The 21,065-nt window shown below is 38.2% G+C and carries 19 protein-coding genes; 10 read left to right on the forward strand and 9 right to left on the reverse strand.

Going from position 1 to position 21,065, the window contains the following annotated elements; translation table 11 throughout:
* Window positions 1–15: 15 nt before the first annotated feature.
* A complete protein-coding gene (gene fabG / locus JR347_RS05585) occupies window positions 16–762 on the reverse strand; it encodes a 3-oxoacyl-[acyl-carrier-protein] reductase (RefSeq protein WP_205723066.1) in 747 nt (248 codons plus the stop codon).
* Window positions 763–993: 231 nt separating this feature from the next.
* Here fabG and lpdA point away from each other — a divergent pair, with 231 nt between their 5' ends.
* The gene (lpdA, locus tag JR347_RS05590) at window positions 994–2,388 is read left to right on the forward strand and encodes a dihydrolipoyl dehydrogenase (RefSeq protein WP_205723067.1); all 1,395 of its coding nucleotides are present in this window, start codon (window positions 994–996) and stop codon (window positions 2,386–2,388) included.
* 53 nt (window positions 2,389–2,441) lie between these two features.
* Here lpdA and JR347_RS05595 read toward each other — a convergent pair whose 3' ends face one another.
* Window positions 2,442–3,110, reverse strand: a complete 669-nt coding sequence (locus JR347_RS05595; RefSeq protein ID WP_205723068.1) for a hypothetical protein — start codon at window positions 3,108–3,110, stop codon at window positions 2,442–2,444.
* A 146-nt stretch (window positions 3,111–3,256) separates the two neighbouring features.
* Between JR347_RS05595 and JR347_RS05600 the strand changes: the two genes are divergently transcribed.
* From JR347_RS05600 to JR347_RS05635, 8 genes are all read left to right on the forward strand, one after another.
* Window positions 3,257–8,167, forward strand: coding sequence for a tetratricopeptide repeat protein (locus tag JR347_RS05600; RefSeq protein WP_205723069.1), 4,911 nt, complete (start codon window positions 3,257–3,259; stop codon window positions 8,165–8,167).
* Between the two features lie 189 nt (window positions 8,168–8,356).
* Window positions 8,357–8,653, forward strand: coding sequence for a GIY-YIG nuclease family protein (locus JR347_RS05605; protein ID WP_205723070.1), 297 nt, complete (start codon window positions 8,357–8,359; stop codon window positions 8,651–8,653).
* A 241-nt stretch (window positions 8,654–8,894) separates the two neighbouring features.
* Window positions 8,895–9,392: a thermonuclease family protein gene (locus JR347_RS05610; protein ID WP_205723071.1), complete on the forward strand. Its 498-nt coding sequence runs from the start codon at window positions 8,895–8,897 to the stop codon at window positions 9,390–9,392.
* Between the two features lie 33 nt (window positions 9,393–9,425).
* Window positions 9,426–9,815 carry a hypothetical protein gene (locus tag JR347_RS05615; RefSeq protein WP_205723072.1) on the forward strand — a complete coding sequence of 130 codons (390 nt, stop codon included), beginning with the start codon at window positions 9,426–9,428 and terminating at the stop codon, window positions 9,813–9,815.
* Between the two features lie 119 nt (window positions 9,816–9,934).
* Entirely contained in the window at window positions 9,935–10,594 is a 660-nt protein-coding gene (gene deoC / locus JR347_RS05620) for a deoxyribose-phosphate aldolase (RefSeq protein WP_205723073.1), read from the forward strand.
* A complete protein-coding gene (locus tag JR347_RS05625; protein ID WP_205723074.1) occupies window positions 10,594–12,210 on the forward strand; it encodes an NADP-dependent glyceraldehyde-3-phosphate dehydrogenase in 1,617 nt (538 codons plus the stop codon). Before deoC ends, JR347_RS05625 begins: the two co-directional genes overlap by 1 nt.
* A gap of 27 nt (window positions 12,211–12,237) precedes the next feature.
* On the forward strand, window positions 12,238–12,642 hold the full coding sequence (locus JR347_RS05630) for a hypothetical protein (RefSeq protein ID WP_205723075.1): 405 nt from the start codon (window positions 12,238–12,240) through the stop codon (window positions 12,640–12,642).
* A complete protein-coding gene (locus tag JR347_RS05635) occupies window positions 12,639–12,911 on the forward strand; it encodes an acylphosphatase (RefSeq protein WP_205723076.1) in 273 nt (90 codons plus the stop codon). The genes JR347_RS05630 and JR347_RS05635 overlap by 4 nt, the downstream gene beginning before the upstream one ends.
* A 234-nt stretch (window positions 12,912–13,145) precedes the next feature.
* On the opposite strand, the gene JR347_RS05640 is transcribed toward JR347_RS05635, so the two are convergent.
* The 5 genes from JR347_RS05640 to JR347_RS05660 form a co-directional block, all read right to left on the reverse strand.
* Window positions 13,146–13,445: a GIY-YIG nuclease family protein gene (locus tag JR347_RS05640; protein ID WP_205723077.1), complete on the reverse strand. Its 300-nt coding sequence runs from the start codon at window positions 13,443–13,445 to the stop codon at window positions 13,146–13,148.
* 87 nt (window positions 13,446–13,532) lie between these two features.
* Complete coding sequence (locus tag JR347_RS05645) at window positions 13,533–13,784, reverse strand: hypothetical protein (protein ID WP_205723078.1); 252 nt, start codon at window positions 13,782–13,784, stop codon at window positions 13,533–13,535.
* Between the two features lie 68 nt (window positions 13,785–13,852).
* A complete protein-coding gene (locus JR347_RS05650; protein ID WP_205723079.1) occupies window positions 13,853–15,079 on the reverse strand; it encodes a pyridoxal phosphate-dependent decarboxylase family protein in 1,227 nt (408 codons plus the stop codon).
* A gap of 150 nt (window positions 15,080–15,229) precedes the next feature.
* The gene (locus tag JR347_RS05655) at window positions 15,230–15,730 is read right to left on the reverse strand and encodes a hypothetical protein (RefSeq protein ID WP_205723080.1); all 501 of its coding nucleotides are present in this window, start codon (window positions 15,728–15,730) and stop codon (window positions 15,230–15,232) included.
* 60 nt (window positions 15,731–15,790) lie between these two features.
* The gene (locus tag JR347_RS05660; RefSeq protein ID WP_205723081.1) at window positions 15,791–16,597 is read right to left on the reverse strand and encodes an SDR family oxidoreductase; all 807 of its coding nucleotides are present in this window, start codon (window positions 16,595–16,597) and stop codon (window positions 15,791–15,793) included.
* Between the two features lie 74 nt (window positions 16,598–16,671).
* On the opposite strand from JR347_RS05660, the gene JR347_RS05665 reads away from it, so the two are divergent.
* Window positions 16,672–17,520 carry a lysophospholipid acyltransferase family protein gene (locus JR347_RS05665; RefSeq protein ID WP_205723082.1) on the forward strand — a complete coding sequence of 283 codons (849 nt, stop codon included), beginning with the start codon at window positions 16,672–16,674 and terminating at the stop codon, window positions 17,518–17,520.
* On the opposite strand, the gene JR347_RS05670 is transcribed toward JR347_RS05665, so the two are convergent.
* Window positions 17,517–18,053 carry a dihydrofolate reductase family protein gene (locus JR347_RS05670; protein WP_205723083.1) on the reverse strand — a complete coding sequence of 179 codons (537 nt, stop codon included), beginning with the start codon at window positions 18,051–18,053 and terminating at the stop codon, window positions 17,517–17,519. The two genes, JR347_RS05665 and JR347_RS05670, sit on opposite strands and share 4 nt — an antisense overlap.
* Complete coding sequence (locus JR347_RS05675; RefSeq protein WP_205723084.1) at window positions 18,053–20,980, reverse strand: DEAD/DEAH box helicase; 2,928 nt, start codon at window positions 20,978–20,980, stop codon at window positions 18,053–18,055. The genes JR347_RS05670 and JR347_RS05675 overlap by 1 nt, the downstream gene beginning before the upstream one ends.
* Between the last annotated feature and the right edge of the window lie 85 nt (window positions 20,981–21,065).

A 21,065-nucleotide genomic window follows, 5' to 3' on the forward strand; every position in this document is an offset into this window, starting at 1 on the left:
AAGGCTTTTTAAATTTTAAGTCAACATGCCACCATCAACCTGAATAGTTTGGCCGGTGATGTAAGCAGACATGTCAGAACCTAAGAAAACACACGCATTAGCAACATCTTCTGGGCTACCACCTCTTTTTAATGGAATAGCATCTCTCCAGCCTTGAACAGTTTTCTCATCCAATACTTCTGTCATTTCAGTTTCAATAAAACCAGGAGCGATGGCATTTGAACGAATACCTCGAGAACCTAATTCTAACGCCACTGACTTAGTAAAGCCTAAAATACCAGCTTTAGAAGCCGCGTAATTTGCCTGACCGGCATTACCTTTCAGGCCTACTACTGAAGTCATGTTGATGATAGAACCACCTCTTTGCTTCATCATGGTTTTGGTAGCCGCTTTCACGGTGTTGAAACAAGATTTTAAGTTGATGTTGATTACATCATCCCAGTCAGCTTCATTTAATCTTAGTAAAAGATTGTCTTTAGTGATACCTGCATTGTTCACCAAAATATCTAAAGAACCAAAGTCAGCAACTACATTATCAATTAATTCTTGTGCAGCATTAAAGTCAGAAGCATCACTTCTATACCCTTTAGCTTTAATACCAGCAGAAGCAAGCTCTTGCTCTAAAGCCTGACCTTTTTCTACGCTTGATAAATATGTGAACGCTACATTTGCTCCTTGTTCAGCAAATTTTTGTGCGATAGATCTTCCTATTCCTTTTGATGCACCAGTAATCAGGGCAGTTTTTCCTTCTAGTAATTTCATATGTTAAATGATTTGAACCCCCAAAGAAAATAAAACTATTGGCTACGGCAAAGTATTTCTTTTCGTCATCGCGGTCCGCCATCTGGCTAAGAAGCGATCTTATCCTATTAATCAGACCCCTTCGAATCGTATTCGTTTGTGGTGACGTAATTGTTAATTGGTTTTTTTCTAAACCCATTTACATTAAATTTGCCATCCCATAAATCAAGAACATAATAAACAAGATATAACATGGCGAATTCATATGATCTTATTGTTTTAGGAACCGGCCCTGGCGGTTATGTAGCAGCAATTAGAGCTTCTCAATTAGGAATGAAAGTAGCGGTAGTAGAGAAAGAATCTCTTGGTGGCATCTGCCTTAACTGGGGATGTATTCCTACCAAAGCTTTATTAAAGAGTGCCAATGTATTCGAATACATTCAGCATGCGGAAGATTATGGTATCAAAGTAAAAGGCGCAGATGTGAATTTTGCAGAAGTTGTAAAAAGAAGCCGTGGTGTAGCTGAAGGAATGAGTAAAGGTGTTCAGTTCCTGATGAAAAAGAATAAGATCGATGTGATCATGGGGTACGGTAAGTTGAAGTCTGGCAAGAAAGTAGAAGTGGAAGATGATAAAGGTAAGAAAGAGACATATGCCGCTAACAATATTATCGTAGCAACAGGTGGAAGATCACGAGAATTGCCTTCTATGCCTATCGATGGAAAGAAAATTATAGGCTACAGACAAGCCATGGTGTTAGACAAAGCACCTAAGAAAATGGTGATTGTTGGTTCTGGAGCTATCGGAGTAGAGTTTGCTTATTTCTACAATGCGATGGGCACAGAAGTTACTATCGTAGAGTTTATGGATAGAATCGTTCCTGTGGAGGATGAAGAAGTTTCTAAGCAATTAGAAAGAACGTTTAAGAAAGCGGGCATGAAGATCATGACAAGCTCAGAGGTAACGAAAGTTGATACGAAAGGAAGCGGCTGTAAAGTAACTGTGAAAACTAAGAAAGGTGAGGAGCAGTTGGATTGTGATATCGTACTTTCTGCAGTTGGTGTTGCTACAAACCTTGAGAACATTGGTTTAGAAGATGTAGGTGTAGCTACTGACAAAGGCAAAGTAGTCGTAGACGATTACTACAAAACAAATATGCCTGGTATTTATGCCATCGGTGATATTGTTCATGGTCCTGCATTGGCACACGTTGCTTCCGCAGAAGGTATCATTTGTGTTGAGAAAATTGCTGGTGAAAACCCTGAGCCATTAGATTACAACAACATCCCTGGATGTACCTATTGCAGTCCTGAGATTGCTTCTGTTGGTTACACGGAGGCAAAAGCAAAAGAAGCTGGCTATGAATTGAAGGTGGGCAAATTCCCATTCTCAGCTTCTGGTAAGGCAAGTGCTGCGGGTGCAAAAGATGGATTTGTGAAATTGATCTTTGATGCTAAATATGGTGAGTTATTAGGAGCACATATGATTGGTGCTAATGTAACTGAAATGATTGCTGAAATTGTCGCTATCAGAAAACTGGAAACAACCGGTCATGAGTTAATCAAAACTGTTCACCCTCACCCAACCATGTCTGAGGCAGTGATGGAAGCAGCCGCAGCGGCTTATGATGAAGTGATTCATATTTAATTAGTACTGAAATAGATAATTAAAGCCTCCCAACCGGGAGGCTTTTTTAATAATTACATTTTGAATGTACCAGGAATGATTTTACCCTCAGAACAGTAAAAAGTGTATTCATTTTGATCATACCCTTTAAGGCGAATAAAAATTGGTTCTTTATCATGCCATTTTACACTGTGCTTTAATGTGTCACCTGTAGGTGCAAAATAGACCTCATTTATTAGAGTGTCATACCAATAAACTGCAGATCTAAATTGTCTACCATTTGGGTAAAAACTCTCACTTTGTTGATGTTTAAATCCATTTTTTATTTTAGTTTCTGCTGCTACATTACTCATATCGAAGTACTCTACCTTTAAGTACATGTTATTACCTAACGGTTTCATTTGAGTAGAATAATATTCAGTACGCATGGGTTTGCCTAATGATGAGGTTTGCTTGCTTGGTGTAAAAAAGAAGGCATACATTAGGAAAGAAAAGATAATACCCAACACTGAAAAAAGTATAATTTGCTTTATGAGAACGTTCTTATTTCTCAGCTTCATTCTTTGGTTAATTTCAGTCAAATCTTCTTTGGAAGCTTTTTTGAACTTATAGACTCTTTTAATTTTTGATTGTCCCTGATGTTCTTTTAAAGTTTCAAATCCTCTTTTCTTTCTAAGTAATGCACGATTACTTTTAATTGTGTTAATCATTGCCTGAAGTGATCCGAAACCACCTCCTGCCATAATGTAAGTTTTAACTATCTATTAATGATGTTGAGCAATAATATGTAACTCAGTTCATATATTTTATAATCATTTCAAATTCAATGAATTCACTCCTTTTTAACTCTTAGAATTTAAATAACTTTACTATCCCTCAATATTTTAATATGATGATGAAACATAGATTGTATATATCACTTTTTGCACTCTTTTTATCTGTTGCTGCTTACGCTCAGGATGCAGACCAGATGAATGACATTTATCAAAAAGCAAATGATAAACTGGAGAAGGGAGATTACAGAGGTGCGGCTTTAGACTATTCCCAATTGATCAACTCGAAGTTTGATGATAACGAGGTGTATGTTAAGCGAGGTATAGCAAACTATCACCTGAAAAAATATGACGAGGCACAGTCAGATTTTAATGATGCTCAGAAAAACAAGGTGAGTTCCGGAGAATTGTTTGGTTACCTCGGAATGACCAAATACGAATTGAAAGACTATCAGGGAGCTGCCTCAGACTTGGAAAGGGGAGCGAGTATGGGTTTCAAAAACCCGGAAGGGCTGTTCAACCTGGGTAATGCTAAATTCAGATTAGAGAGTTATCAGGATGCTGTAAAATACTATAATCAAGCTGAGGGGGCTGGTTATTCTGATGCAGCTTTATTTAATAATAGAGGGAAGGCCAAGGCAACACTTAAAGATTATGCAGCTGCTGTTACTGATTATGACAAAGCATTACAAAAAGATGCGGGTTACGACAAGGCTGTTGAAAACAGAGCTGAAGCACACTTTGAGCTTAAAAACTGGGAAAAGGCTGCAGCAGATTATGATGCCATTATCAAAAAAGGACTGGTAGATGCTGAAAATTATGCACGCAAAGGAATTGCAGAGTATAATGCCGGCCAAACAGAAGAAGCCATTAAGAGCATGGAAAGTGCCGTGCAAAGAGGCAGCAAAAACGACCAGTTAAAATTACTTTTAGGGGAAGCTTATTTTGCAAAGGAAGATTACAAAAAAGCCGCTATTTATTTCGATCAGGCTGTGAGGGCAAATCTTGAAGTAAAAACCTCTGCAGCTAAACTAGGTAAAGCCTATTACTTTTCTAAGAATTATGCGAGTACAGAAACAGCCTTTACAGAAGCTATTAACAGTGGGAATAATGAAACGGAAACTTTCCTTTATCGAGGCCTCGCAAGAATAGAATTGAAGAATGAAGAAGGCGCAGCCACTGACTTGAAATTGGCTATTCAAAAAGGCGCAAAGAACTACGAGGCCTTTTATAATTATGGAAACATACTTTTCAAGAAGGAAGATTACGAAGGAGCGGTCAGCGCATACAATCAGGCGGCTTTAATGAAGCAAGATGATGCAGTACTATTTAATAATCGAGGCAAGGCACAGTATAATTTAGGCAAAGTGTTTGAGGCTGTGGCTGATTATTCCAAGGCATTGGAATTAAAAGCGGATTATGATAAGGCATTGGCCAATAGAGCAGAGGCTTATTTCGAAATGAAAGAATGGCAAAAAGCCAAAGAAGATTACGATAGGGTGATAGCCACAGGTGGTGTAGATGCTGAAGTATTTGCTAATAAAGGGGTTGCTGAGTACAACTTAGAAATGTATGATGAAGCTGCCAAGGATATGGAAAGCGCTGTGCAAAGAGGCTCAAAAAATAGTCTGCTTAAATACTATTTAGGCAATATCTATTCATCGAAAGATGACTATAAAAAGGCCGCTATATATTTTGAACAGGCTCAAAGAGAAGGAGTAACGGAGGCTGATTTACCAGCTAAATTAGGTGCGGCTTATTATTTCAATAAGAATTATGCAGCTGCAGAAACCACACTTTCAACGGCTATAGAAGGAGGAAGAGGTTCGAATGAATTATTCCTCTACAGAGGTATGTCACGCATCGAATTAAAGAAGGATGCGGAAGCCAAATCCGATTTGGAAAAGGCCGTAGCAGGTGGTATAACAGATTACAATGCCTTCTACCACTTGGGTAATATGCAATTTAAGGATGCCGAATATCAAAAGGCTATTGGCAGCTATGATCAGGCGGTTAGTTTGAAGTCCGATGATGAAGTGGTGTATAATAATCGAGGGAAGGCCAAATCAAACCTTGAGCAGTACTCTGCAGCTATTACTGATTTTAATAAGGCTTTAGAACTCAAACCTGATTATACCAAAGCTTTAGAGAATCGTGCAGAAGCACATTACTTCAATAAAAACTGGACAGAGGCCATTGTTGATTATGAAAGAATAAAAAGTAGTGGCAATAATGATGCGCTGATATACGAGCGTATTGGTTTGTCGAAGTTTAATGCTGGAGATTTTTCAGGAGCAGTAACAGATTTAAAATCGGCCTTACAGAGAGGTTCAGAAAACCCTGAATTGAATGAAAAATTAGGGATTGCATTATACAAAGCTGAAAATTACAAAGAAGCGTATCCTTATTTATTAAAGGCTTCTGAGTCCACCACTCCAACTGTCCCACTTGCTGAGATGACAGGTGTAACTGCCTATCAAACTAAAAATTATGGTAAGGCTGCTGAGTTTTTAACTGTGGCGATTGATGGAGCATCTCCTAACAAAGAACTATTCACGTATCGAGGTATTGCAAGAATTAATACGGGTGATGAGGCAGGTGCTTTCGAGGATTTGAAAAAGGCTTCAGCGAATGGAAGTCAGGAATATGAAGTGTATGAAAAGCTAGGCGACATTTATTTCACCAAACAGGAGTATCAGAATGCAATAGGCGCCTATGACAAAGGTGTGGCTATTAAATCTGATAACCCGGTAGTGTTTAACAACCGTGGCAAAGCAAAAATGATGTTGGAAAACTATTCTGCTGCTGTGGCTGATTTTGATCAAGCGTTGGCGCTCAAACCCGATTATGGCAGAGCATTGCTCAATAGAGGAACCGCCAAATATCAGATCAATGATTATAATGGAGCCGTTACCGATCTTGAAAAAGCTAAAGAATCTTCTGGTGAAGACAAAGGCATTGTAAAGATGTTGGCCCTTTCCTACTATCAAATTGGTAAAAAGACAGAGGCCAAAACCTATTTAGATAAGGCAATTTCTGCAGGGGTAAATGATGGAAAAGTATTCTTATACCGGGGTTTGATTGCGTATGATGAAAAGGATTATGGAAATGCTGCGTCTAACCTGGATAATGCTGAAAAAGCAGGAGAAGCAACTGCTGAAGTATACGAAAAACGCGGTTTGGCAAAGTTTGAACTGCAGGATTATGCAAAAGCATTGGCAGACCTAAATAAAGCCAACCTGGCAGGTGTCGATAATGCTAACTTATACGCTAAAATTGGTATCAGTCAGTATGAAATCAAGAGCTATAATGAGGCCATAGAATCTTTAAACAAAGCTATAACTAAAGGTTCCAATGATAAGGAAGTGTTTTATAATCTCGGTAATGCCCAGTTTAGAACAGAAGATTATGCAGCTTCCATTAAAGCGTATGATCAGGCCATTACTACCGGAGCAAATGACGAATTGGTGTATAACAATCGCGGAAAAGCAAAACTACTGCTTGGACAAGCAAAAGAATCCATAGCGGATTTCGATAAGGCTCTTCAGATTAAGCCAGACTTTCAGGTAGCTCAAAGAAACAGAGGTGCAGCGAAGTATGAAATCGCTGATTATGCTGGAGCAATTTCCGATTTGAACAAGATTGTGGCATCAGGAAAGGCAGAAAAAGAAGAGTATTTGTATCTGGGTGTATCGAAATATAAGACCAATGACTTTACAGGTGCATTGGCAGATTTAGAGCAAGCCAAAGCATTAGGTTCGCAAGATAAATTGTTGTACTACGGCATTGGTAATGCGCAATATCAAGCTGCTGATTATGAGAAGGCCATTGAAAATTTACAAAAAGCTGTGCAGATGGATGCCGCTGATGCAGAAACCTTTTGGCATTTGGGTGATGCACAGTACAGGTTAGAGCAATATGGCAGTGCGGCTAATAATATTCAGCGTGCTGTGGATATGGGTGTTTCTGAAGCTGACGCTTATCACAACTTAGGTCATGCGTTGTATGAAGGAAATAATTTTGACGGAGCCATCAGTGCTTTGGATAAAGCCATTGCTGCTAATAGTTCTTATGGTTCAGCCTATTTCCATCGAGGAAATTCCAAATTCAGATTAAAGAATTATCAGGAAGCCATCAAAGATTATGACGCTGCCATAAACAATGGCATTAAAAACCCTATTGTTTATAACAATCGAGGTAAGGCTCATCAACTATTAGAAAACTATGGCGTGGCTATAGCGGATTTCGGTAAAGCCATAGAGGCTGATCCGCAATACGCACGAGCTTATCAAAACAGAGGTGAAACACTGTTTAAAATGGAGAAGTATGAGGAAGCAGTACGTGATCTTTCTATGGTAGATAAATTAGTAGATGAGGCTGATCCTGATGTTATTTATTTTTTGGCAGAGTCTTATTATGGAATGGAAGAGTACTTACGTTCGCTTTCATATTATGATCGTGCCATTGAAGGAGGTAAAAAAGATGGCATAACCTATCAGCATAGGGGCAGAGCGTTAATTGCCGCTGAAAATTATTCAGATGCCATTGTTGATATCGACTTGGCCATTAAAGCGGGGATAAAGGATGCCTCTATTTATATTGATAGATCGAGAGCTAACTTATATTTAGGTAATACCCGTGGTGCTTTAGCTGATCTGGATGACGCCATAAAAACGGATCCGAATAACCCAGATGCTTATTACAATAGAGCATACTTGCATGAGGAGGCCGAGAATTGGGAGCAAGCAATTACCGATTACAACCATGTGATAAAATTGAGTCCAGAAGATGCTGAAGCTTATTATAGCTTAGCCAATGCTCGTGTTTCACAGGAGAATATTGGCGGTGCTATGGAACCTATCAATAAAGCAATTGAATTAAACCCTAAAAAACCTGATTACCATAAAGTAAAGGGTAATATTTTCTATCGTTTAGAAAATACAAAAGGAGCTTGCGATGCTTGGAACAAAGCCAAAGAATTGGGTGATAAAAAGGTGGACTTTTTTATAAAGCAGTATTGTAATTAAGATTTGTTTCTACAGCCCATAACCCTTCGACAGGCTCTGGATTACATACGCGCATAATCCAGTTGCTACCCAGAATCCTTCGACAAGCTCAGGGGTGCAATGACGTTTGTGTATTGATAAAAGAAAAGCAAGAGCACTGGCCATCCTGAGCTTGTCGAAGGGTCAGCGGAGGGTAATTTGGATAATTAAATGAGCATTCTAAAAAACTATACGGTTTATATCCTTCAATGTGCAGATGACTCTTATTATGTTGGCATGACAAATGACATCGATAGGAGGCTAGCGGAACATCAACAAGGCTTAAATAGGGGCTATACTAACTCTAGGCGGCCGGTCAAATTAGTTTTCACCGAACATTTTAGTGATGTTAATCATGCGTTTGAGTTTGAGAAGCAAATAAAAGGTTGGAGAAGAGCCAAAAAAGAAGCTTTAATTAAAGGAGAATGGGATTTGTTGCCTGAATTGTCTAAGGCTTATAAGAAATAGACTGACTAATTACCCTCCCCTAATCCTCCGACAAGCTCAGGATTGCTTACTTGGGTGTTATAAATAAAAAACGATTGTCATGCCGGACTTCCTGCCCGTCCGGTCAGGCGGGGATCCGGCATCTCTACTTTCTACCATTTTTAGTAAAACCTTACATCTGTTTGATTATCAGTGACTACGACTTAATCTATCGCTTTCCTTTCGCGTTACTTCCGTATTTAAGTATGAGAAAAGAAATCAAATGATAAGAAGAGTTAGTACCGTTTTATTTTCGCTGATCACTGTTATCGCAAGCGCTCAAACCTATGATCAGGATTTTACTGGTAAGGTGGTAAATGTAATAGATGGGAATACCATAGAGGTAGAGAATGAAAACGATGAGGTGATTAAATTCATACTAAGCGAGGTTGATTGCCCTGAGCCGGGTCAGACGTTAAGTGAAGAAGCCAAGGCATTTACTGAAGATTTAATTCTAAAGAAAAAAGTGCAAGTAGAGTTAAAAGGTAAAGATTGGTTGGGTAACCGACTTGCTGTCATCACATTAAAGAATGGTACGGTTTTACACGAAGAATTATTAAAAGAAGGCTTGGCTTGGGCTGATAGAAAAGCATCATCTACTTCAAGTAACCTTGAGGCTAGCGCCAAGGCCAAAAAAATAGGCTTATGGACCGAAAACGAGCCTACACCGCCATGGATTTATCGCAGACAGCAAACCATGATGCAGGCCAAGAGCCGCTAGTCTTTCACAATAAAAATGGTATTTTCGAGTTACATGAATATGTTAACTCGATTTTTATTTATAATCTTTTCTTTCGTTTTGTTATCGTGCACCGCCACGTTGGCACAGTCTAAAGAGCCTAAAAATGAAAAGCGTGATAACTCTTTCGCACCGATGGAGGAGGAGCAGAGTGCTATCCAGAAAAAGGACATGAAGAAAAAAGGTAAGAAGTCTTACCGTGCCATGTTCAATAAAAAAATGGATAAAAAAATTCGAGAGTATGAAGCGCGAATGGAGGCTAATGCTATGGAAGATAAAAAGCAGCGCAGACTTATGAAGAAACCTCAATATTCAGATCCCATGTATTTTGGGCACAAGAAAAAGCCAAAAAAGCGACCGCCAGGCAAAAGAAAATTTTGTAAAGAATGCCACATCTGGCACTAAATATTTTTTAGCCATGTTTTTGGCCCTATTATTTCATTAAATCGATTGCAGAAAACATAGCAGTAGTGTAAGGCTCATTTTCACCTGATTTTCACGTTTTCTTTTAGTAAATTGCTCTAATGAATAATCTCAATCGTTTCATTGAGCACACCAATTTAAAGCCTACAATCACAGGCAAAGATGTCGATACGCTTATTAAAGAAGCCAAAGAATTTGGTTTTGTGGGTGCATGTGTACCACCGTTTTGGGTGAAGCGTGCCAGTCGCGAAATTGGTGATGCCGATGTGCAATTAGTTACAGTTATTGGGTTTCCGTTGGGTTACAATATGACAGAAACCAAAGTGGAAGAAATGAAACTGGCCATGAGAGATGGTGCTGACGAGTTGGATTTAGTGATGAATGTATCGGCAATAAAGGATGGGATGCCCTGGCCGAAAATTGAATTTGCCAAGTGTAGCAAATTGGCTCATGAAGAAGGTAAAATACTCAAGGTAATTATTGAAACGGCCTATTTGAATGATGACGAAATCAAGATCGCTTGTAAGCTTTGTGCTGATGCAGGTGTCGATTATGTGAAAACATCTACAGGATTTGCTGGAGAAGGTGCAAAAGAAGATCACGTTAAATTAATGCGTAGTGTTTTGCCTTCCAGCGTAGGCATTAAAGCTTCTGGGGGTATAAAAACGCTGGATCAAACCCTTGCCCTTATCAAAGCAGGTGCAGATCGAATTGGCACATCGAGCGGTGTGGACATTATGCAAGAATTAAAAAACAACTAATGAATACTTTAGAATCAATTTTTAAATCAGAATCTGAAATTCCATCGGAGTTTCTTCCTGAGAAGAATATTGTGCAGAGAGAATATCTTGTTAATGGCAAGCTCCTTACCTGGGATGGTCCATTAAATGAGGTAAAGAGCCCAGTGTTTGTCAAAGAGTCTGATGGATTAAAGCAGAGGGTTTTAGGTTCTACACCATTACTTACCGAAAATGAATCATTGCAAGCTCTGGATGCTGCCGTAAAAGCTTATGATTTAGGACATGGTGCATGGCCTACCATGTCGGTAGCTGCCAGAATAGCTCATGTTCAGACCTTTCTTAAAAAAATGAAGGAAAAGCGTGATGAGGTGGTTAACCTTTTAATGTGGGAGATAGGCAAAAACCTGAAAGACTCACAAAAAGAATTTGACCGTACCTGCGACTACATGCACGATACTATTGAGGGCTTGAAGGAGCTGGATCGCAAGTCTTCAAGTTTTGAAGTAGAGCAGGGAATTATAGGACAAATTAGAAGAGTGCCTCTTGGTGTCGCTTTATGTATGGGGCCATACAACTATCCATTAAATGAGACCTTCACTACGCTAATTCCTGCTTTGATAATGGGAAATACTGTAGTATTTAAGCCTGCAAAGTTCGGTGTGTTGTTGATCAAACCTTTACTAGAGGCGTTTAAAGATAGTTTTCCTCCTGGGGTAATCAACATTATTTATGGTAGAGGTAGAGATACAGTAGGTGCTTTGATGGCATCCGGAAAGATTGATGTATTAGCCTTTATTGGTACTAACAAAGGAGCGAATGACCTTAAAAGATTGCACCCAAAACCACATAGACTAAGATCAGTTTTAGGTCTTGATGCTAAAAACCCAGGTATAGTATTGAAGGATGCTGATATTGATGTGGCTGTTGATGAATGCATTGCGGGATCATTATCTTTTAATGGACAACGTTGTACAGCATTGAAGTTGATTTTTGTACACTCCAGTATTGTTGATGAGTTTAATAAAAAGTTTGTTGCTAAGGTATCTGAGTTAAAAGCCGGGCTTCCTTGGGAAGATGGAGTTTCTCTTACTCCATTACCAGAGCCCGGTAAAGTTGATTATTTGAAAGATTTAGTCGAAGATGCAGGAAACCATGGTGCCAGTATCATCAACGAAGGTGGAGGAGAATCAAATGAGACCTTTTTCTTTCCTGCTGTTTTGTATCCTGTGAACTCAAAAATGAAAGTTTATAATGAGGAACAGTTTGGTCCTGTAGTGCCAATCGTTCCTTTTGACGATGAGAAGGAAGCGATAAACTATGTCGTGAATTCAAACTTTGGTCAGCAACTGAGTATATTCAGTCAAGATTCTAAATCTATAGGGCGCATGGTCGATTTGTTTGCCAATCAAGTAGGTAGGATTAACATCAATGCACAATGTCAGCGCGGGCCGGATACTTTTCCATTTAATGGAAGAAAGGATTCAGCAGAAGGAACACTTTCAGTTTCAGATGCATTGAGAGCTTTTAGTATAAGAATAATTGTGGCTGCTAAGTATAATGATCCAAACAAAAAGATTATTAATGATATTGTAAGTAATGGCGAGTCTGCGTTTTTGACTAGGGATTATATATTTTAGTATATGAAATTTATTATTTCCGGTCTATTGCTAGTGTCATTATGGGGTCTCTATTCATGCTGTGCCAACGATGACTGTGGGGGAAATGAGTTATACTTATCTCTTCGATTTGAAGATGCCAACGGAAATAACTTGATCGCTGACAGCACCCTGAGTCCCGATTCGATTAATGTTTTAAATATATACGAAACATCACAGAGTCAATCCCCAATAGGTTATGTTGATGAAGAGTCTAATGTTTTGATCAATTTATTATTTTCTACAGATAGTATAAAAATCATCATAGAGGATAAAGTAGTAGGGAATTTTAATGTTGACCTTACTAATTATCGAGACAAAGGTTGTTGTGATGAATACGAAAATTTTAATGTCTATTACGACAATGAATTTTGTGGAGATTGTAGAGGAACACCTATCGTAATCACATTATGATTAAACACTTCAATATCACAGTTTCTGGCAAAGTACAAGGCGTTTTTTACCGTGCTTCCACCAAACATAAGGCTGAGGATTTAGGCATTGTGGGCTTTGTGAAAAATATGCCTGATGGCTCTGTATATATAGAAGCCGAAGGTAAAATGGAGCAGTTGAGCAGCTTAATTGACTGGTGTAAAATAGGTCCAACCCACGCCAGAGTAGAAAATGTTCATTTTGTGCCAGGAGATGTGATGGATTTTACAGGGTTTGATATTAGGTATTAAGTATCGTCACTGCGAGGACGGAGGACGAAGCAGTCTCTTGCCAATTGCTAGGAAACTTCATTTAACTAATTATTTCCTTCTCTAAAGTAACAGGATAACAACTCTAATTTAAAGTCTTTTTTCAAAGCATGTCCAACTTACTAATATAAAGATTACTTCAGTCGTGCCTCCTTCGCAATGACGAAACTAACTTATATTCGTCACTGCGAGGACGGAGGACGAAGCAGTCTCAAACTACCAACTTGCTACTTCATCAAAAAGATCTCTCCAATCTGGATTTGATGAATCGATTAAATCAACCTTCTTTTTACGAGAACCTCCTTTTAATTGCTTTTCTCGATCGATAGCCTCTTCTATAGAATGAAAAGACTCAAAATAGACAAGCTTATTTAAGTTATATCTTGATGTAAAGCTCGTAGAGTATTTCTTTTCTTTGTGCTCGATTAATCTAGAATACAAATCAGAAGTCACACCTACATACAATGTGGTATTGTTCATATTGGTAAGAATGTAGATACTGCCTCCTTTAGTCATTTTGCATAATTAGTTAAAGATTGCTTCAGTCGTTACCTCCTTCGCAATGACGCAATCAAGTATATTGCAATATCAATAAAATGATTATTAGGAGGAGGAAAGTGTTCCTGTAATTAATTTATATATGAATACAATTATTATATAAATAACAAAGATAGAAAGAAATGCAGCACCCAGCATGGCAATAGCACTTAACATCATGTCTCCTCCTGCCGCTGAATATGAACCATTATAGTTTTCTTCAACAAATGCCTTGGCTTTAGTCAAATTTCTAAATCTTATTAAAACATAAACCCAACCAAGAAACCCAAAAAGTATATCACTAAATATTGATTCCATTATTCTAAACTAAAGATTACTTCGTCCTTTCGTCCTCGTAATGACGGTTAATTTATGCATCCCCAATCTTACTTCGCATCCAACTCCATCAAAAACTTATCGATCAGCCCTTGAGTAACGTGATCCATTACCACAATCTTATACCAGTTGGCCACGCCATCATGTGATTCAGGAACTAGTAGATACTTCTCAGCCAAAGACTCCGGAATGTATTTACCCTTTATGGTAACAATATTCATTTTCGGATTACGGAAATACTCAATTCCTCTTTCATCCAGGCTATCGCACAACCTATCTGTTTTTTTAAGAAGGCCTTTTATTTTATTGACCCAACCTTCACTGCCATAGGTACGCATGATCATCCAAACGGCAATGGCATTAGCACCAGATCTACTTCCGATAAGTGTATAATCTTTTCCTTTTACGTAATTGGCTTCTTCCGTAAGGGCATGGTGCATGTAGCCCTTTCTTACCAGATAAATCCCTGTACCGTAAGGAGATTGGAGCATTTTATGACCGTCAAGACTGAACGAAAAAACCTTTGGATTCTTAAATGTATAGTCGGCATTATCTGTAACAAACGGATAGATATAACCACCATAAGCACCATCCACATGTACTCTGTATTCTATCGCTAATTCATCCAGCCAACCCGTTATTTCATTGATATCATCTACTGAGCCAAACATAGTAGTAGACATATTAGCAACAACGATAAAGTATTTAGCACCTTGTATTTTAGCTTCATTAATAGCTTCAATCGTACTTTCCTTAGTTACTCTTCTTGTTTCTTCTTCCACTTTGGTTACTACCTTTTTAAGGCTGAGTAATGAAGCTCCTTTCGGCATGGAGTAATGGGCATCTTCGGAATAAACCAAAGCAATTTCTTCAGGCTTGGCGCTTAGTTCATTGATGAAATAGTTTTTTAATATCCACATTCCCTGAATGTTAGCTTCAGTACCTCCCGAAGCTACATAGCCGTCAAACTCATCCTCACCGCCTTCAAATATCTCCTTTGCACAAAGGTCAATAAGCTCTTTTTCAATTTTGTGTGTACCTCTAAATGCTGCTTCAGATGCTGTGAGCGTATGACAGCCGATATGATTTGGATTAGCGATTAATGTAGAAAGATAGGGTGCATCTTTTAAGAAAGGGGCATCATCATAAAACACCTCCGGATCAAGGTAAGAAGCCGGCAAACCTAAAACAGGCTTTTCTCTGTAATCAAGATTTTGCTCCAAAGCACCAAAGATGATTTCCTTCATTTTGGCGTGCGAATAACTTTCCCAGTACATAGGTATGTTGTTTTAGTTGCCGCGAATATAGGAAAATGAGTAGTTAGTAGGGAGTATTTAGTAGTTGGTATTGAGTCGTAAGATTAAATGTAACAGTCGGCAATTACGTTTTAAGAAATACTTGAAACTTGTGGCTTTTAGCTAACAGCTCTAAGCTAATTTCCGCACAATACCTCTGTACTTGTAAATCTTAAGCTCGAAGTGCTGATTGATGAAGGTTTTCATTCTGTTTTCAGCTAACTCAGCTTTTTTACCTTCAGGATAGAAGACAGTTAACTCCAATACTGCTCGCAAAAAGTTAGGCTTCATACAAAATGATACTAGCCATTTTTTAAACGTGCCAGCCCAATCTTGAACGTACTTCGTATAATGGTCATCGCCATCAAACAAGAATTCCAGCTGATTTTGTCCGAATTTAAAACGATAAACAGCAGCTAAATTTCTGTAAAACTCTTCCAGCCGATCGGTGTATTGAGTTTCATGTGATTGGATACTTTTAATGGTCCCATCAACAATACCCAACGGGTTGTATTGAGATAAATAAAACTCTTTGCTAAACTGTATCAAATAGGTGATTAACTCCTCCTGCTGATCTAGCTGAGCTTTTTCAAGGATGTAATTTTTATCTAAAGGGAAGTACTTCTGGATCATCCTAACTTAAAAGGGTTTTGCAAATATAATTATTTTCTGGGTTTGCGAACTTGGCTCAGTCTATTTAAATGGCGAGTTTTCCTCTTTGGCCATTACATTGTAAACCATTTTATCCATCAACCCGGGAAACCATTTGTTCAGAAAAACGGTCATTTTTCCCTGTGCTGTCATGATGATGTATTTCTTCCTTTTTACAGTAGCCTTATAAATTCTGACAGCACATTCTTCAGCAGTCATCATTTTTTCTTCTTTTCTTGGCGATTCACCTTGTGCGGTACCATCTGCGGTTAAAGAAGTTTTACGAATATTTGATGCCGTAAATCCAGGGCAGGCAGTAAGCACGTGCACACCGGTTTTAAGTAGTTCAGTTCTTAAAGATTCAAGAAAACCTTGCAAAGCAAACTTGGAAGAAGAATAACCTACTCTTCCCGGCAGTCCCCTAAACCCTGCGATAGAAGAAATACCAATTACTGAGCCTTTGTTTTTAATAATTTCGGGCAGACAATACTTTGTAGCGTAAATGGCACCCCAGTAGTTGATGTCCATTACTTTGCGAATTACATCTAAGTCCACATCATTAAATGGAGCTCGCATAGATATACCTGCGTTGTTAATGAGTATATCTATTTTTCCAAAGGCTTCCACTGTTTCCTTGGCCATGATAGCATTGTCTTCCTCTTTGCTCACATCACCTTGAATGGCTATAGCCTCTATGCCCTGAGATTTTAATGAGGTCAATGCTTCATCTAATGCTTCCTTTTTTCTTCCTGTAATTACGATTTTAGAACCTTTCTTACCGAACTCCTCCGCTAATGCTTTTCCAATTCCCGATGATCCGCCAGTAATTACTACTACCTTATCTTTCATGAGTACTCAATTAATAAAGTGCCAAAACTAACCATTTTCAATAGATACTTTTATTTTTGAATGCTTAGTAAATTATGATTTTCCTAAAACTACTTTCAAGGCTTCCGTTGCCAGTTCTTTACCTGATTACAGATACATTGTATGTGATCATTTACTATGTGGTAGGCTATCGAAAAAAAGTGGTGAAGAACAATTTAGTCAACTCTTTTCCTAATAAAAGTGACACAGAGATTAACAAGATAAGAAAGGAGTTTTATGTGCGGTTTAGCGAATATATCGCTGAAACAATAAAGGCACTTACCATTTCTGAAAAGGAAATGAAAAGTCGTGTGACTTTTACCAATGTGCCTGTTGTAGAGCCTTATGCTCAGGCCAACCAATCTATTATTCTTGCAGGATCACATCAATTTAATTGGGAGTGGGCGCTTTTAACAGGTTGTTTGGTTTTGCCATTTCCGGTTGATGCGGTGTATAAAAAACTTTCGAATAAAGCTTTTGATGAGCTTATGTTAAAAACCAGAGCCAAATTTGGCGGCCAACCTATAGAAAGCAAAAGTATTATCAGAAGCTTAATAAGATCAAAAGAGCGGACTAAAGCGGTGGCCATTATGGCTGATCAGTCACCAAAAAAGAGTGATGTAAAATACTGGACGAAGTTCATGAATCAGGATACGGCATTTTTTACTGGGCCAGAGCAAATTGCAGCAGCACTAAAATATCCAGTATTCTTCTATCGTATGGAGCGTAAAAAACGAGGGCATTACACAGTGGAATTGATAAAACTTACTGAACCGCCATATGAAAAGGACAGCCATGAAATTTTAGAGTTGTATGTAAAGTATTGCCAAAAATTAATTGAGGACGACCCTGCCGGGTATTTATGGTCGCATAAAAGATGGAAGCTTAAGAAGGAATCAGATTAACGTTTTCTCACATAATGGTTTTGGACAAGTCCGGTTTCATAACCTTTTGAAGAAACCAACTCGATATTTAAAGGTAAAGTGCCTCCAAGAAAAAGACGTTTACCGTTGCCTAATATAGTTGGGATGATTGAAATGATGTATTCATCAATCAAATCATGCTTCATTAACTCGTGAACTACCTGCCCACCACCATCGCAGTAAATGTTTTTGCCACCTTTTTTCTTGAGCGATTCGATTAACTCTGGAATGTCACCATTATAAAATGTAACACCATCTTCTTTTCCACTTTTACTTCTGGAAAGTACGTAGCAATCGTACTGCTTTGATTGTGGAAATTCACCAATAAGATTTTTAACCACTTTATAAGTGGTATGTCCTACCAGGTATTTGTCTATGTTTTTCGTGAAAGCTGCGTAGCTGTAATCCTCACCTTCTTTGCCCATAGCATCCAACCATGAGATGTCATCGTTTTCACCAGCCAGATAGCCATCAAGGCTCATTGAAATGTAAAGCAATACATTAACGTCATTCATTAGCTTAATAATGACTCAATATCTTCCTTAGATAAGCTCTTAACAAAGCTCGATTCAGTAGTAATTAAATCACTGGCTAGTTTGCGCTTGTGTTGCTGTAGCGCTAAAATCTTCTCTTCAACGGTATTTCTTGTAATAAACTTATAGGTAAATACTCTATTCTCCTGCCCAATTCTATGTGCTCTATCCACGGCCTGAGCTTCTGCCGCAGGGTTCCACCATGGGTCTAGAATAAACACATAATCGGCCTTTGTAAGGTTAAGACCTAAACCACCTGCTTTAAGCGATATTAAGAATACTTTTAATTTTTCATCATTCTGAAAGCGTTCTACTTGCTCCTGACGGTCTTTAGTAGATCCATCCAAATAAGCATAATCGATTTTCATCGTTTTCAAGTGGTCGCCAATAATCGATAAATGCTTCACAAACTGGCTGAATACCAAGATTTTATGACCTTCAGTGATGGCATTGTCCAACATGAAAGATACATCCCATAACTTGCCTGATGTACCTTCATAACCTTCATCAACCATTTTTGGATGATTGGCTATTTGTCTCAGCTTAGTTAATCCTTGCAATAAAATCATCTGAGATTTATTCAGGCCTTTCGCCTCAATATTCTCTAGAATTTCATTTCTATAGTAATTCTTCACCTTTTCATACTCCGCTTCCTGGTCTGGTAGCATTGCTGAATACTGAATATTCTCAGTTTTTTCAGGTAATTCTGTGGCTACCTGCGACTTATGCCTGCGAAGAATGAATGGTTTAATAATAGAATATAGCTTCTTTGTTTTCTCCTGATCTCCCTGCTTTTCAATAGGGTTTAAGAACTCATTCTTAAAGAAACTCTGTGTACCCAATAAGCCAGGGTTAATAAAATTCATCTGAGACCACAAATCGAGCGTACTGTTTTCCAGTGGCGTACCTGTTAATATCAGTCGGTTTCTGGAATTTAATTCTCGAACAGCTTTGGCAATATTCGAAGTAGGATTTTTTATAGCTTGTGATTCATCTAATATTACATAGTTGAATCGATAGGTTTTTAATAAATCAATGTCCAACCTAACAATCCCATAAGAAGTGATAATCACATCATACTTGGCGAATTTCTCAGGATTCTTCTCTCTGTTCGTACCAGTGTAGGTAAACGTTTTGAGCTTCGGAGTAAATTTTTTAGCCTCCATCTCCCAGTTATATACTAATGAAGTAGGCATCACTAACAATGAGGCACCAGTAGCGCCTTCTTCTTTCTGCGATTGTAGCAAAGCCAAGGTCTGAACAGTTTTACCAAGACCCATATCATCGGCCAGACAACCACCAAATTTGAACTTGTTCAAAAATTGCATCCACTCGAATCCGGCTTTTTGGTAAGGTCTCAATTCGCCTTTAAAGCTTTTGGGAGCTGGTATTTCATCAATACCTTCAAAAGCCCTTAACCCTTCTAACTTATTACTAATGGTAACTTTAGCCAGATTGCCCTCTTCTAAATCTTTGACTAATGAAAGGTGATGTTTTTTAAGCCTTGGCTCACCACTTTCATCCTCTTCAGAGAAAGCGAATAGCTCAGAGTATTCTGCTAACCAGGAATCAGGAATTACTGCTATTTCTCCATTTGGTAAGGCGAATTCCATCTTCTTTTTTAAGATCAGTTTTCTGATTTCCTTAAAACTGATTTCATATTCCCCAAATTTTATGACAGCATGGATATCAAACCAATCGATATTCTCTTTTACTTCAACGGTTATTTTATACTCGCCTATAAAGTATTTCTTTTCAGATTTTCCTTTTTGATTGATCTCAAACTTACGTTTGATGAGTTCATCTCTATAGGTATCTAACCAGCCAAAAGCTGTTGATTTAGGAATGGCCGCTTTAGAATTTTTAAGAGGCAGGTTATTATCAGTTAGAAAAGATAAAATGGATTTCTCTTCTTCTAGTTTTCTTCTAACTCTATGAAAAACGTAAGACTCATCTTTTTTGTCAACTGTTACACTTACAGGACTTAGGTGATCTGCCTTGAAATTAAATGTTCCGTATTTAAAGGAAAGCTCAAACAGCATTTTTTCATTATCAACTCCATTACCATTAGAACCTTTTTCAAATAAATTGCCATTGGACGAGCCCATAAGCTCACTTATGGTCAGTACTGGCTGCGGGTCAAAATGCTCCGTGTTGATTTCAAAACCTTTGGCATATACATCAAAAGATGCGATCAACGGTGCAACAAACTTGTTGTAATAGGTTTCCTCTACATTTTTTGGGATAATGATAAACTTCTTGTTAAGAAAAGGCTGAAGCTTTTTACCATCAACATTCTTTTCAAAAGAATAAAGCTTACCACAACTCACCATCCAGGCAGGGTCTTTACAAACCAGGTAAGATCCGCGGTATTGAAAATCTACTTTCTCACCATTGTATTTAATAGTAGGGAAGTAGTGGGTGTTGTCATCATTTCTTCTGAAATGGAAAAGTACAGTGGCTTTTTCTTCCAGCACTTCAATTTGTTTCCATGCCGGCTCCCCGTCATTACCCATTTCAAATACCATCTTGCCCTTCAGTCTTTCCAAAATCTGGGCCCGCTTTCTTTCCAGGTATCGCTCAATTTCTTGCTGAACCAATTCATTTCCTTTTTCCTTATCGTACATCTTCAGGAAAAAGTCGTCAGGCTTCATAGGGCCTTTGGTATTAAATTTCTTTACAACAGCATCCTGCTGCATAGAATCCATCAATTCTATGAGTTCATAATCGGTATCATCCAAACCTTTGGCAAATTCATCGGCATTTTTAGCTGAGATGTTTTGATGCTGGAGCGTAAGTTTTCCTTTATCATCCAAGTGAATCACAAACGATTCAAAAAGATAACCCAGGTACTCATGCTGATAAAGAGAGTAAACTATTTGAAAAGGCAGTGAAGCCGAAACTTTCATACTTAAATCTTAAACAGAACCACCAAAATACAAAAAATAATCTGACTTTAAGTCAAAATAGACCGCTTTTATGCTCATTTAACCG

The organism is Fulvivirga lutea (assembly GCF_017068455.1).
Lineage (GTDB): Bacteria > Bacteroidota > Bacteroidia > Cytophagales > Cyclobacteriaceae > Fulvivirga > Fulvivirga lutea.

Excerpts from the sequence above, each read along its gene's own strand:
- fabG (WP_205723066.1), bottom strand. The coding sequence starts at position 762 with ATGAAATTACTAGAAGGAAAAACTGCCCTGATTACTGGTGCATCAAAA.
- lpdA (WP_205723067.1), top strand. The coding sequence starts at position 994 with ATGGCGAATTCATATGATCTTATTGTTTTAGGAACCGGCCCTGGCGGT.
- JR347_RS05595 (WP_205723068.1), bottom strand. The coding sequence starts at position 3,110 with ATGGCAGGAGGTGGTTTCGGATCACTTCAGGCAATGATTAACACAATT.
- JR347_RS05600 (WP_205723069.1), top strand. The coding sequence starts at position 3,257 with ATGATGATGAAACATAGATTGTATATATCACTTTTTGCACTCTTTTTA.
- JR347_RS05605 (WP_205723070.1), top strand. The coding sequence starts at position 8,357 with ATGAGCATTCTAAAAAACTATACGGTTTATATCCTTCAATGTGCAGAT.
- JR347_RS05610 (WP_205723071.1), top strand. The coding sequence starts at position 8,895 with ATGATAAGAAGAGTTAGTACCGTTTTATTTTCGCTGATCACTGTTATC.
- JR347_RS05615 (WP_205723072.1), top strand. The coding sequence starts at position 9,426 with ATGAATATGTTAACTCGATTTTTATTTATAATCTTTTCTTTCGTTTTG.
- deoC (WP_205723073.1), top strand. The coding sequence starts at position 9,935 with ATGAATAATCTCAATCGTTTCATTGAGCACACCAATTTAAAGCCTACA.
- JR347_RS05625 (WP_205723074.1), top strand. The coding sequence starts at position 10,594 with ATGAATACTTTAGAATCAATTTTTAAATCAGAATCTGAAATTCCATCG.
- JR347_RS05635 (WP_205723076.1), top strand. The coding sequence starts at position 12,639 with ATGATTAAACACTTCAATATCACAGTTTCTGGCAAAGTACAAGGCGTT.
- JR347_RS05640 (WP_205723077.1), bottom strand. The coding sequence starts at position 13,445 with ATGACTAAAGGAGGCAGTATCTACATTCTTACCAATATGAACAATACC.
- JR347_RS05645 (WP_205723078.1), bottom strand. The coding sequence starts at position 13,784 with ATGGAATCAATATTTAGTGATATACTTTTTGGGTTTCTTGGTTGGGTT.
- JR347_RS05650 (WP_205723079.1), bottom strand. The coding sequence starts at position 15,079 with ATGTACTGGGAAAGTTATTCGCACGCCAAAATGAAGGAAATCATCTTT.
- JR347_RS05655 (WP_205723080.1), bottom strand. The coding sequence starts at position 15,730 with ATGATCCAGAAGTACTTCCCTTTAGATAAAAATTACATCCTTGAAAAA.
- JR347_RS05660 (WP_205723081.1), bottom strand. The coding sequence starts at position 16,597 with ATGAAAGATAAGGTAGTAGTAATTACTGGCGGATCATCGGGAATTGGA.
- JR347_RS05665 (WP_205723082.1), top strand. The coding sequence starts at position 16,672 with ATGATTTTCCTAAAACTACTTTCAAGGCTTCCGTTGCCAGTTCTTTAC.
- JR347_RS05670 (WP_205723083.1), bottom strand. The coding sequence starts at position 18,053 with ATGAATGACGTTAATGTATTGCTTTACATTTCAATGAGCCTTGATGGC.
- JR347_RS05675 (WP_205723084.1), bottom strand. The coding sequence starts at position 20,980 with ATGAAAGTTTCGGCTTCACTGCCTTTTCAAATAGTTTACTCTCTTTAT.